Here is a 12490-nt window from a genome sequence, read left to right as displayed (position 1 = left end):
GGCGGCTAGAGCGCCCGGAACAGGCCCTCCTGGACGACCGACACCAACAGGCGACTCTCCCGGTCGTAGATGCGCCCCCGGGCCAGTCCGCGACCGCCGATCGCGATCGGCGACTCCTGGTCGTACAGGAACCACTCGTCCGCGCGGAACGGCCGGTGGAACCACATCGCGTGGTCCAGCGACGCCATGTCGAAGTTGCGCGGCCCCCACAGGGGCTCGATCGGAAGGCGGACGGCGTCCAGCAGGGTCATGTCGCTGGCGTATGTGAGCGCGCAGGTGTGGACCAGCGGATCGTCTCCGAGCGGCCCGACCGCGCGCATCCACACCGCGCTGCGCGGTTCGGCTTCCTTGAGGTCCTCGGCGCTCCAGCGCAGCGGATCCGCATAGCGGATGTCGAAGGGCTGGCGGCGCGCCATGCGCTCCAACTGCTCGGGCAGTGCGCCCAGATGCGCCCGGATCTCCTCCGTCACCGTCGGAAGCGACTCCGGGTCCGGGACCTCGCGCGCCGGCGGCAGCTGGTGCTCGAAGGGACCTTCCTCAGGTTTGTGAAAGGAGGCGGTGAGAGTGAAGATCGTGCGCCCCTGCTGCACGGCGGTGACCCGGCGGGTCGTGAACGACCGGCCGTCGCGCACCCGCTCGACCTGGTACACGATCGGCACGCCCGGCCGGCCCGGGCGCAGGAAGTACGCGTGCAGCGAGTGCACCGGCCGGTCGCCTTCGGTGGTCCGGCCGGCCGCGACCAGCGCCTGGCCCGCCACCTGGCCGCCGAAGACGCGCTGCAGCGACTCGTGCGGGCTGCGGCCCCGGAAGATGTCGACCTCGATCTGCTCCAGGTCGAGCAGGTCGACGAGCCTCTCGGCCGGATTCGTCGTCATCGGTGCGTTTCTCCTGTGCCCTCTGCTGTGGCTGTCTCTGCGCCTCGGCCCGCGCGTGGCGCGGTGTCCGGCGCGCCTGCTCCGCGGGTCCCGCCCGGCAGGCCCGTTCGGCCCGTTCGGCCTGCTTCGCCCATCCCGGTCCGCACCTGCGAACCGCCGCCCGACACCGCCGACGTCACAGCTGGCCGACGGAGGTGACGCGGACGACCGCACGGCCCTCGGCGTCGGACGCCGTGAGGTCGACCTCCGCGCTGATGCCCCAGTCGTGGTCGTCGTTCGGGTCGTCGAAGATCTGACGTACCCGCCACAGCGCGTTCTGCGGCTCCTCCTGGATGACGAGCAGCTTCGGCCCCCGGGCGTCGGGGCCGGTGCCGAGGTCGTCGTACTCGTCCCAGTACTTGTCCATCGCCTCACCCCACGCGTCGGCGTCCCAGCCGGACTCGCCGTCCAGCTCGCCGAGTTCGTCGACACGGTCGAGAGCGGCCAGCTCGACCCGGCGGAACATCGCGTTGCGGACCAGGACCCGGAAGGCGCGGGAGTTGGCGGTGACCGGCTTGACCTCGTCGGCCTTCTCCTGGGCCTCCTCGGCGGTCATCTCCTCCGGGTTGGCGAGCTGCTCCCACTCGTCCAGGAGACTGGAGTCGACCTGGCGCACCATCTCGCCGAGCCACGCGATCAGATCCTGGAGATCCTCCGACTTGAGGTCGTCCGGGACGGTGTGGTCGAGCGCCTTGTACGCGCCGGCCAGGTACCGCAGCACGATGCCCTCGGTGCGGGCCAGCTCGTAGTGCGAGACCAGCTCGGTGAACGACATCGCCCGCTCGTACATGTCCCGGATGACGGACTTCGGCGACAGCGGATGGTCGCCGACCCACGGGTGGCTCTTGCGGTACGTGTCGTACGCGTGGAAGAGCAGCTCCTCCAGAGGCTTCGGGTACGAGACGTCCTGGAGGCGTTCCATGCGCTCCTCGTACTCGACGCCGTCGGCCTTCATCGCGGCCACCGCCTCGCCGCGCGCCTTGTTCTGCTGCGCGGCCAGGATCTGGCGCGGGTCGTCCAGCGTGGACTCCACGACGGAGACCATGTCGAGCGCGTAGGAGGGCGATTCCGGATCCAGCAGTTCGAACGCGGCCAGCGCGAAGGTGGACAGCGGCTGGTTCAGTGCGAAGTCCTGCTGGAGGTCGACGGTGAGACGGACGATCCGGCCGCTGGCGTCCGGCTCGTCGAGCTTCTCCACGACGCCGCCGTCCAGCAGCGAGCGGTAGATCGCGATCGCACGCCGGATGTGCCGCAACTGCTGCTTGCGCGGCTCGTGGTTGTCCTCCAGCAGGTGCCGCATCGCCTCGAAGGCGTTTCCGGGCCGGGCGATCACCGACAACAGCATCGTGTGCGTGACGCGGAAGCGCGACGTCAACGGCTCCGGGTCGGAGTCGATCAGCTTGTCGAAGGTGTTCTCCGTCCAGCCCACGAACCCCTCGGGCGCCTTCTTGCGCACCACTTTGCGACGCTTCTTCGGGTCGTCGCCGGCCTTGCTGAGGGCCTTCTCGTTCTCGATGACGTGCTCGGGAGCCTGGGCGACCACCAGACCCGCCGTGTCGAAACCGGCCCGGCCCGCGCGGCCCGCGATCTGGTGGAACTCACGGGCTCGCAGCGTGCGCACCCGGTTGCCGTCGTACTTGGTCAGCGCCGTGAACAGCACCGTGCGGATGGGCACGTTGACCCCGACGCCGAGGGTGTCCGTCCCGCAGATCACCTTCAGCAGTCCTGCCTGGGCCAGCTTCTCCACCAGACGCCGGTACTTCGGCAGCATGCCCGCGTGATGGACGCCGATGCCGTGCCGCACGTAGCGCGAGAGGTTCTGGCCGAACTTGGTGGTGAAGCGGAAGTTGCCGATCAGCGCGGCGATCCGCTCCTTCTCCTCACGCGAGCACATGTTGATGCTCATCAGCGCCTGCGCCCGCTCCACCGCCTGCGCCTGCGTGAAGTGCACGATGTAGACGGGCGCCTGCCGGGTGTCCAGCAGGTCGGTGAGCGTCTCCGTCATCGGCGTGTACCGGTACTCGTAGGACAGCGGCACGGGGCGGGTCGCCGAACGGACCACCGCCGTGGGCCGGCCGGTGCGCCTGGCCAGGTCCTTCTCGAAGAACGACACGTCCCCGAGCGTCGCCGACATCAGCACGAACTGCGCCTGCGGAAGCTCCAGGATCGGGATCTGCCACGCCCAGCCGCGGTCGCCCTCCGCGTAGAAGTGGAACTCGTCCATGACGACCTGGCCGACGTCGGCGTGCCTGCCGTCGCGCAGCGCGATCGAGGCGAGCACCTCGGCGGTGCAGCAGATCACCGGAGCGTCGGAGTTCACCGACGCGTCGCCGGTCAGCATGCCGACGTTCTCCGTGCCGAAGATCTTGCACAGCTCGAAGAACTTCTCCGACACCAGCGCCTTGATCGGCGCCGTGTAGAAGGTGACCTCGTCCCGGGCGAGGGCCGCGAAGTGGGCGGCCGCGGCGATCATGCTCTTCCCGGACCCCGTCGGCGTCGAAACGATCACGTTCGCCCCGGAGACCACCTCGATCAGCGCCTCCTCCTGGTGGGGGTAGAGCGTCAGACCGCGCTCCTGCGCCCAGGACTCGAAGGCTTCGTACAGGGCGTCGGGATCTGCGGTCGTCGGCAGCTGATCGATGAGGGTCACGACCCCATCTTGCCTGCCGTCACCCCCGAGGGGGGAATCGGCTGCCGACCCGAAGATCACGGCGGCTACGCTGTGACGCCGACGGAGCGTCATCGCACCCGGTCAACTGGACAGCGGCACACGAGAAACAGGGCGGGCAACGGCCATGATGGGACCAGCACACTCACTGTCGGGCGCCGCCGCCTGGCTCGGCGTCGGTGCGGCGGCCGCGGCAGCGGGGCACACGATGCCCTGGCCGGTCCTGCTCGCCGGCGCGCTGATCTGCGCCGGCGCCGCGCTCGCCCCGGATCTCGACCACAAGGCCGCCACCATCTCCCGGGCCTTCGGCCCCCTCTCCCGCTGGCTGTGCGAGATCGTCGACAAGCTCTCCTACGCCGTCTACAAGTCGACGAGGAAGCAGGGCGACCCGCGCCGCTCGGGCGGGCACCGCACGCTCACGCACACCTGGCTGTGGGCCGTCATGATCGGCGCGGGATCGTCGGCGCTGGCGATCACCGGCGGCCGCTGGGCGGTCCTGGCGCTCCTGTTCGTGCACATGGTGCTCGCGATCGAGGGCCTGCTGTGGCGGGCGGCCCGGGGCTCCAGCAGCGATGTGCTGGTGTGGCTGCTCGCCGCGACCAGCGCGTGGATCCTCGCCGGTGTCCTCGACAAGCCCGGCAACGGCTCGGACTGGCTGTTCACCGAGCCCGGTCAGGCGTACATGTGGCTGGGACTGCCCATCGTGCTGGGCGCCCTGGTGCACGACGTCGGGGACGCCCTGACCGTGTCCGGCTGCCCGGTCCTGTGGCCCATCCCGATCGGGCGCAAGCGCTGGTACCCGATCGGGCCGCCCAAGGCGATGCGGTTCCGGGCGGGCAGCTGGGTCGAGCTGAAGGTGCTCATGCCCGTGTTCATGGTGCTCGGCGGGGTGGGCGGGGCAGCAGCCCTCAACTACATCTGACGGCCCGGGCGGACCGTCCCCGGCGGACGGCCGGCTCAGGTCATCGCGCCGCCGTCGCCGTAGCGCCGCTCGAAGCGGGCCACACGGCCCTCGGTGTCCACCGTGCGCGCCTTGCCGGTGTAGAAGGGGTGGCTCTCCGAGGAGATCTCCACGTCGACGACCGGGTAGGTCTCACCGTCGTCCCACTCGATGGTCTGGTCGCTGGCCGCCGTGGACCGGGTGAGGAAGGCGAATCCCGCGGCGCGGTCACGGAAGACGACCTCGTGGTAGTCGGGCTGCTTGTCCTGCTGCATGAATGCTCCTCGTGCGGTTCAACCGGACAGGGCGTCCTCGTCGACGATGTGCATCGCGGCCTCCTCAGCGGAGGCGGCCGCGCCGTCGATGCCGACGTCCGTGGCGATCAGCGCGCTCTCCTCGTCCTCGTGGACCCCTTCGTCGGGAGCCACGAGCCGTCCGGAGCGCATGGCGCCGACCTCGTTGTCGAGGAGTTCCCCGTCCGTGCCGTCGCAGTCGCCCAGACCGTCGCCGTCGGGCGTCTCGGGATCCGGCAGCTCCTCCGCGAGGCGCTGGTCCAGGCTCTCCCCCTGCCGGCGCTCCGCGGCGGTCACACCGGTGTGCTCGACGGCCCAGGGGCGGTCCGGCGGCGACCAGCCGCGGTCGAGGGGGTCCTCGACGCCGTCGTTCTCCAGCGTGTCCTCGCCGTCGAGCAGCCCCGCGTCGTCCTGGATGTCGGAGGCGTCGGGCTGGTAGACGTCGTCTCCCCATCCGTCGGCGCTGTCCACGGCTACCTCCAGGGGGTGACGGGCCGCTTTCCTGCGCGGTCGGCGGCCGGGTGCCGCCGTACAGGGCGTCGGCCGGGCGCGGCGTGTGCCGGATGGATTCCGACGGTCTCCCGCGCGGGTGCCGATATCCAGCGTTCCACCCTGCTTCGGTACCGCGCAACGCCAGAGGCCGCGGGATCGCCCGGCCCGCTCCCTTCGGACGCGGCGCCGCCGCCCCTCCCCGGCCTGCGGACCGTGCGTCGTGCCGACCGGCGGTCACGGCCGTCGCCCCCGTCATGCCGTCGTCCGGAGCCCGCCGGGGCGACCCGCCGTGGCACCGCATCCTGCCGCGCCACGGACGTCCGCTTCCGCCCACCCGTCCAGGCCGGCACCGGCGAGGGCGGTGGCACAGTAGTCGCAGCCGCCTGCTGCATCCGGGCCGGGACCCGCGCCCGTACCGACGCCCGTGCCCCTCGGACGGGTGTGCGGCCCCCGCGCGGGATGCCTCGTCCGCCCTGCTGCTCAGCCGTGCCACGACCTCCAGAGGGCCGCGTAGGCTCCCTCCGCCGCCACCAGCTCGGCATGGCTGCCCAGCTCGCTGATACAGCCGTTCTCGACGACGGCGATCACGTCGGCGTCGTGGGCGGTGTGCAGCCGGTGGGCGATCGCCACGACCGTGCGGCCGTCCAGCACGCGGGCCAGGGACCGTTCGAGATGGCGCGCGGCACGAGGGTCGAGGAGCGAGGTGGCCTCGTCCAGGACCAGCGTGTGCGGGTCGGCCAGCACCAGCCGGGCCAGTGCGATCTGCTGGGCCTGCGCCGGGGTGAGCGCGACGCCGCCGGAGCCGACCTCGGTGTCGAGGCCGTCGTCCAGGGCCCGCGCCCACCCGTCGGCGTCGACCGCGGCGAGCGAGGCCCACAGCTCGGCGTCCTGCGCTGCCGCCGAGGCCCCGTCGCCCGGACGCAGCCGGGAGTGGGGGAGCGCGAGGCGGAGGTTGTCGCGCAGGGAGCCCACGAACACGTGGTGCTCCTGGTTGACCAGCGCCACGTGGGAACGGACCCGCTCGGCGGTCATCCGCGACAGTTCCGCGCCGCCGAGCGTGATCCGGCCGTCACGGGGCGCGTAGATCCCGGCCAGCAGCCGCCCCAGGGTGGACTTGCCCGCCCCCGACGGGCCGACCAGGGCCAGCCGGGTGCCGGGGGACACCTCCAGGGACACCTTGCGCAGGACGTCGACCCCTTCGCGGTAGCCGAAGTGCACCCGGTCGGCGAGCACGTCGTGTCCGTCCGGAGTCAGCTCGCGGTCCCCTCCGTCCGGCTCGATGTCCCGCACACCGACCAGCCGGGCCAGCGACACCTGGGCCACCTGCAACTCGTCGTACCAGCGCAGCACGAGGTTCACGGGGTCGACGAGCATCTGCGCGAGGAGCGCCCCCGTCGTCAGCTGCCCGACGTCGATCCAGCCCTGGAGCACGAACGCCCCGCCCAGCATGAGGACCGAGCCGAGCACCGTCACATGCACCATGTTGATCACGGGGAAGAGCACGGACCGCAGCCACAGCGTGTAGCGCTCCCAGGCCGTCCACTGCCGGATCCGCTGCTCCGAGAGCGCGATGCGGCGGCCGCCCAGGCGGTGCGCCTCGACGGTGCGGCCCGCGTCCACCGTCTCGGCGAGAGCGGCGGCCACGGCCGCGTAGCCCGCCGCCTCGGAGCGGTAGCCGGCCGGCGCCCGCTTGAAGTACCAGCGGCAGCCGACGATCAGCAGGGGCGCCGCGACCAGCACGGCCGGCGCGAGCGGCGGCGCCGTGACGACCAGCCCGCCGAGCAGCAGCAGCGCCCACATCACACCGATGGTCAACTGGGGCACGGCCTCGCGCATCGCGTTGGCCAGCCGGTCGACGTCCGTGGTGATGCGGGAGAGCAGGTCGCCGGTGCCGGCCCGCTCCAGCACGCCCGGAGGCAGGCGAACCGACCGGACGAGGAAGTCCTCGCGCAGGTCCGCGAGCATCTGCTCGCCGAGCATCGCTCCACGCAGCCGCACCTGGCGCACGAACGCCGCCTGGACGACCAGAGCGACGACGAACAACGCGGCGGTGAGCCCCAGATGGAGCTGGCGCGCCTCGTGCGACAACCGTTCCACCATGTCGCCCAGCAGCCAGGGACCCACCATCGACGCGATCGTGGCGACCGTGTTGACGAGGAGGAGGAGCAGGAAGGCGCGGCGGTGCCGGCGCAGAAGTTCGGCCACGTAGGCGCGTACGGTCGCGGGGGCGCCGACGGGCAGCGTGCCGGCCGTCTTCGGCGTCGCCGGGTCGTAGGCGGGTGGCGCCACACCGATCATGCCCTCTCCTCGATCTCTTCGCGCTCCTCGCGCCCCGTCCGAGCGAAGTCGCGCTCGGCGGCTGTCAGGTCGTCCTCGATGGTCACGAGGCCGTTGTTCTCCGGGAGTCCGGGCTTGCCGCTCGGAGAGGTCGTCCGGTCGTGGAGGGCCGTGCTCCGGGTGCTCTCCTCCTCGGTCTCCCTGGTCACCACGGCCCGGTACCGCGGCTCGTGGTGCAGCAGTTCGCGGTGCGCTCCGGCCGCGACGGCCACGCCCTCGTGGACGAGCACGACCCGGTCGGCCCGGTCGAGCAGCAGCGGGGACGAGGTGAACACGACCGTCGTGCGTCCTTCCCGCAGCTCGCGCACCCCTTCGGCGATGCGGGCCTCGGTGTGCGAGTCCACGGCCGAGGTGGGCTCGTCCAGGACGAGGACCTCGGGGTCGGTGTACAGCGACCGGGCCAGCGCGAGCCGCTGCCGCTGGCCGCCGGAGAGGGACCGGCCCCGTTCGGTGATGCGGGCGTCCATCGGGTCCGCGGCTTCCAACGACCCCTGGACGAGCGCCTCGAGGACGTCGTCGCACTGGGCGGCGGCCAGCGCCGCACCCGCGTCGACCTCCCCCGAGGCGGGCACGTCGAGCAGCTCGCGCAGCGTGCCGGACAACAGGACGGGATCCTTGTCCTGCACGAGGACGGCCGTGCGGGCGCAGTCCAGCGGGAGTTCGTCCAGGGGGACGCCGCCGAGCAGGACCGACGGGCCGTCCTCCGCGGGATGGCCGCCCAGTCGTTCGGCCAGGACTCCCGCCGCGTCGGGGTCGCCGCACACCACCGCGGTGAACCGGCCCGACGGGGCGAGCAGGCCGGTGGCGGGGTCGTACAGATCGCCCGAGGGAGCTTCGGCCGCGCGGGACCCGCCGGTGTCGGTCGCCCGCTCCAGGGACAGCACACCCGCGGCACGATGGGCCGACGGACGCGAGAACGAGTAGGCCATCGCGATCTCCTCGAAGTGCCTGAGGGGATAGGTCAGCACCATCACGGAGCTGTATACGGTGACCAGTTCACCCACCGTGATGCGGCCTTCGCGCGCCAGGTGGACGCCGTAGCAGACGACCGCGATCAACAGCAGACCCGGCATCAGCACCTGGATGGCGCTGATCAGCGACCACATACGGGCGCTGCGCACAGCCGCGTGCCGCACCTCCTGCGAGGCGCTGCGATACCGGTCTAGGAAGAGTTCCTCACCGCCGATCCCGCGCAGCACCCGCAGGCCGGCCACGGTGTCCGAGGCGAGTTCGGTGGCGCGTCCGGCCTTCTCGCGCTGGACGTCGGCGCGGCGGGTGGCCCGCGGGAGCAGTGGCAGCACCGCCAGCGCGAGCACGGGCAGGCCCACGGCGACCACGACGCCGAGCGCGGGCTGGTACACGACCAGGCCCACGCAGACCAGGAGGACGGTGACGGCCGCGGCGGTGAAACGGGACACCGCCTCGACGAACCAGCCGATCTTCTCGACGTCGCCCGTGGAGACGGCCACGACCTCACCGGCCGCGACCCGCCGGGTCAGCGCGGAACCGAGCTGCGAGGCCTGGCGGGCGAGCAGTTGCTGTACCCGGGCGGCGACGGTGATCCAGTTGGTGACCGCGGCCCGGTGCAGGAACGTGTCACCGACGGCGATGGCCGCGCCGCACAGGGCCAGCACCACGCCGGTGAGGGCGAGTCGGGCGCCGGAGCGGTCCACGACGGCCTCGATCGCGAAGCCCACGCAGAAGGGCAGCGCCGAGACGGCGACGAAGTGCAGCAGCCCCCAGGCCAGGGCCTTGAGTTGACCGCCGAGCTGGTTGCGGCCCAGCCACCACAGGAAGCGGGGGCCCGAGCGGGCGTCCGGCACACCCGGGTCGGGGTACGGGAGGTCTTGGATCTGCATGGCGTCCCAGTGGTTCGAGTCAGGGGAGGGGAAAGGCGGGCGGGGAGGGGGCGTGAGGTGAGGGAGCGGCGGCGGACGGAAGGCCCGCGGACCGCGGCAGCAAACCGTGCAAGGTTCGCGTCGGGACCTGGTCGGAATCAACCGGTTTTCCGTGGCGTCGGCGGGATCCGGGCACCGCCCCGACCCGGCTCGGTGTCCTGAATCGGCATGAGAAGTCCGGAAAGTGATGCGAGCATGGTCCGATGCGACTCGGCGATGAGCGACGTGCGGCAGCCGCCGCGTTGGCGTCCGTCCTTCTGTGCGCGGCCCTGGCCGCTTGCGGCGGAGCGAGCACGGAACGCGGAGGTGACGGTGCGGCAGAAGCCGCAGCACGGCGCGCAGATGGCGGCGGATCGGGGGGCGGGGCGCAACGCGCCGGGCATTCAACGGGAGCGGCTGCGGAGGACGAGTCAGGCGCGGGTGCGGGCGTGGCGACGGGCCTGCCGGGTATCGGCGACCGGATGCGGCGACGGATTCCCGTGGCCGCGCGACAGATCGTGGCGGTGTACGGCGACGGGAAGGACTCCGCGCGGGCCACCGTGGTGCTCTATGCCAGACGCGGCCCGCGCTGGGAGCGTGTCCGTGCCTGGCCCGGACACAACGGCAAGAGAGGCTGGACGGCCCGGCACCGGGCCGGCGACAACCGCAGTCCGGTAGGGGTGTTCACGCTCAGCGACGCGGGCGGGGTGCTCGCCGACCCCGGGGCCCGGCTGCCCTACACGAGATCCGCCTCCTACGCGGCGCCAAGGTGGTGGGCGAAGTCGCACTGGCACGACTTCGATTACGTGATCGCCATCGACTACAACCGCGTCAAGGGGGCCCCGCCCGACGACCCGGCGCGGCCCGAGGGCGAGGACAGGGGCGGAGGCATCTGGCTGCACATGGATCACGGCAGCGGCACGTCGGCGTGCGTCAGCGTGTCCCAGGAGGCGATGGAGCACCTGTTGCGCACCTTGGACCCGGATGAGCATCCCGTGGTGGTCATGGGGGACAGGGCCGCGCTGAAGGCTTGAGGCTGGGGGGCGTGGGGTCTCAAAGGGCTGGGGCCTCGAAGGGCCGAATGGGCCGACTGGGCCTGAGGGGCCTGAGGGGCCTGAAAGGCTGAGGGGTTTGAAGGGCTTGCGCGTTGGGGTCGCGGCCGTCGACGACGTATCACCCGGGACGGGATCAGCCCGGCCGGGATTTACCTGACGGAAACCCGGCGGTTTCGCGGACGATCAACGGCGGCCGCACAGTGATCAACGCGGAAACTGCTTTCCGTATGGCAGAAGTCCCCTTCGGTTCGCCGTGCCGCCAAGTCCCGTGCCGTCAACTCCCGTAGCGCCGAGCCCCGTACCGCCATGTCCGGTGCCCCCCGGCGCCCCCGCACCGCCGGCCGTCCCCCCCCAGGAGTCCCCGTGCAGCCGTCCGCCCCGTCCGCCTCGCGCCGCGTCGTGCGCGTACTGCGTACCTCACTCTTCGCCCAGGTAGCCGTCGCGCTGGTCCTCGGCGTGCTCGTCGGAAGACTGTGGCCCGGCGTGGCCACGGATCTGCAGCCGCTCGGCGACGGGTTCACCCGGCTCATCAAGACGATCATCTCGCCCCTGGTGTTCTGCGTGGTCGTCGTCGGCATCGCCAAGGCCGGGGATCTGAGGGCCTTCGGCCGAATCGGCGTCAAGGCGCTGGTCTGGTTCGAGGTCGCCAGTACTTTCGCCCTGGTCATCGGGCTGCTGGCCGCCAACCTCGTCCGGCCGGGCGCCGGCATGGACGTCGACCCCGCCACGCTCGACACCTCCGCGGTCGACGCGAAGACCGGCGGCGGTTCGCTGCCCTCGGCGGCCGAGTTCGTCGTGAACGCGCTCCCCACCAGTTTCGTCGGCGCGTTCGCCGAGAACTCCCTGCTCCAAGTGCTCGTCCTCGCCTGTCTGGTGGGCGCCGCGCTGCTGCATCTCGGCCACACCCGGGTGCCCAAGGTGCTGCCGGCCGTCGAGCAGGCCCAGGAGATCGTCTTCGCCGTCGTCGGGTTCGTCATGCGACTGGCGCCGATCGCGGTGTTCGGCGCGACGGCCGTCCTGATCGGCAACTACGGCCTCGGGGTGATCGAGACCTACGGCAAACTGATCGCCCTGTGCTACGCCGCGGCGGCCCTTTTCATCGCACTGCTGGCCGTCGCCCTGCGCATGGTCACCGGGCTGAGCCTGTGGAAGTTCCTGCGCTACATCCGTGAAGAGATGCTCCTCGCGCTCGGCACGGCGTCCACCGAATCCGTCATGCCCCGCGTGATGCAGAAGCTGCGCAGGGCCGGAGCCCGCGACGACGCCGTGGGCCTGGTGCTGCCGACGGGCTACTCCTTCAACCTGGACGGCGCCTCGCTCTATCTGTCGATCGGCACGCTGTTCCTCGCCCAGGCGGTGGGCGTGGACCTGAGCCTGGGCCAGCAGGTCACGGTGATCCTGGTGCTGATGCTCACCAGCAAGGGCATGGCCGGAATCCCCGGCTCGGCCTTCCTCGCGCTGTCGGCGACCGCTTCCTCGCTGGGCGCCGTGCCCGCCGGCGCGGTGGCGCTGCTGCTGGGCGTGGACCGCATCATGGACTCGATGCGCGTCGTCACCAACCTGCTGGGCAACTGCGTCGCCGTCTTCGCGGTCTCCCGCTGGGAGGGCGCGCTCGACCTGGAGCGGGCCAGGAGGGTGCTGGACGGGGACGTCCCGGAGGGGAGGGAGCGGGAGCCCGAGGGCCCAAGGGGCTCCGAGGTCTCCCGAGACCCCGAGGTCTCCCAGGGCCGCGCCGACGATTCCCAGAGGGCCGGTGCGGTGACCGGCGCAGTGGGCGGGATCCCGGTCCAGCCCACCAAGGAGTCCGCCAACGGGGTCGCCTGACCACCCCCGACCCGCGCCCCGAGCCAACCCCGACCCCGACCGACCCGGACCCCGACCCCGATTCACCGGCCGTGCTCGCTACTCCGGCAA

9 protein-coding genes are annotated in these 12490 nt (G+C 71.8%); 3 read left to right on the top strand and 6 right to left on the bottom strand.

All coding sequences use genetic code 11. The features are described 5' to 3' along the window. Positions 1-5: 5 nt before the first annotated feature. Positions 6-875: an acyl-CoA thioesterase gene (locus tag ACGFSH_RS15660; protein WP_393348716.1), complete on the bottom strand. Its 870-nt coding sequence runs from the start codon at positions 873-875 to the stop codon at positions 6-8. 175 nt (positions 876-1050) lie between these two features. Further along, positions 1051-3564, bottom strand: coding sequence for a DEAD/DEAH box helicase (locus ACGFSH_RS15655; RefSeq protein WP_393348714.1), 2514 nt, complete (start codon positions 3562-3564; stop codon positions 1051-1053). Positions 3565-3709: 145 nt separating this feature from the next. Between ACGFSH_RS15655 and ACGFSH_RS15650 the strand changes: the two genes are divergently transcribed. Next, positions 3710-4504 (top strand): metal-dependent hydrolase, encoded by a 795-nt coding sequence (locus ACGFSH_RS15650; protein WP_393348712.1) that lies wholly within the window; start codon positions 3710-3712, stop codon positions 4502-4504. Between the two features lie 35 nt (positions 4505-4539). On the opposite strand, the gene ACGFSH_RS15645 is transcribed toward ACGFSH_RS15650, so the two are convergent. From ACGFSH_RS15645 to ACGFSH_RS15630, 4 genes are all read right to left on the bottom strand, one after another. Next, on the bottom strand, positions 4540-4797 hold the full coding sequence (locus tag ACGFSH_RS15645; RefSeq protein WP_069772314.1) for a type B 50S ribosomal protein L31: 258 nt from the start codon (positions 4795-4797) through the stop codon (positions 4540-4542). A gap of 18 nt (positions 4798-4815) precedes the next feature. Further along, positions 4816-5286, bottom strand: coding sequence for a DUF5709 domain-containing protein (locus ACGFSH_RS15640; RefSeq protein ID WP_393348710.1), 471 nt, complete (start codon positions 5284-5286; stop codon positions 4816-4818). Positions 5287-5787: 501 nt separating this feature from the next. Further along, a complete protein-coding gene (locus ACGFSH_RS15635) occupies positions 5788-7605 on the bottom strand; it encodes an ABC transporter ATP-binding protein (RefSeq protein ID WP_393348708.1) in 1818 nt (605 codons plus the stop codon). Next, entirely contained in the window at positions 7602-9503 is a 1902-nt protein-coding gene (locus ACGFSH_RS15630; protein ID WP_393348706.1) for an ABC transporter transmembrane domain-containing protein, read from the bottom strand. The genes ACGFSH_RS15635 and ACGFSH_RS15630 overlap by 4 nt, the downstream gene beginning before the upstream one ends. Positions 9504-9745: 242 nt before the next feature. Between ACGFSH_RS15630 and ACGFSH_RS15625 the strand changes: the two genes are divergently transcribed. Together ACGFSH_RS15625 and ACGFSH_RS15620 are read left to right on the top strand one after the other, a co-directional pair. Continuing rightward, positions 9746-10555, top strand: a complete 810-nt coding sequence (locus ACGFSH_RS15625; protein WP_393348704.1) for a L,D-transpeptidase family protein — start codon at positions 9746-9748, stop codon at positions 10553-10555. Positions 10556-10939: 384 nt separating this feature from the next. Then, a complete protein-coding gene (locus ACGFSH_RS15620; RefSeq protein ID WP_393348702.1) occupies positions 10940-12400 on the top strand; it encodes a cation:dicarboxylate symporter family transporter in 1461 nt (486 codons plus the stop codon). The last annotated feature ends 90 nt before the right edge of the window (positions 12401-12490 follow it).

This window comes from Streptomyces sp. NPDC048481 (assembly GCF_043200075.1).
Classification (GTDB): Bacteria; Actinomycetota; Actinomycetes; order Streptomycetales; family Streptomycetaceae; genus Streptomyces.
This window is presented reverse-complemented; position numbering and strand designations above follow the sequence as displayed.

Bases quoted from the DNA above. Each gene is read 5' to 3' on its own strand.
- ACGFSH_RS15635 (WP_393348708.1), bottom strand. From the start codon at position 7,605: ATGATCGGTGTGGCGCCACCCGCCTACGACCCGGCGACGCCGAAGACG.
- ACGFSH_RS15660 (WP_393348716.1), bottom strand. From the start codon at position 875: ATGACGACGAATCCGGCCGAGAGGCTCGTCGACCTGCTCGACCTGGAG.
- ACGFSH_RS15630 (WP_393348706.1), bottom strand. From the start codon at position 9,503: ATGCAGATCCAAGACCTCCCGTACCCCGACCCGGGTGTGCCGGACGCC.
- ACGFSH_RS15625 (WP_393348704.1), top strand. From the start codon at position 9,746: ATGCGACTCGGCGATGAGCGACGTGCGGCAGCCGCCGCGTTGGCGTCC.
- ACGFSH_RS15645 (WP_069772314.1), bottom strand. From the start codon at position 4,797: ATGCAGCAGGACAAGCAGCCCGACTACCACGAGGTCGTCTTCCGTGAC.
- ACGFSH_RS15650 (WP_393348712.1), top strand. From the start codon at position 3,710: ATGATGGGACCAGCACACTCACTGTCGGGCGCCGCCGCCTGGCTCGGC.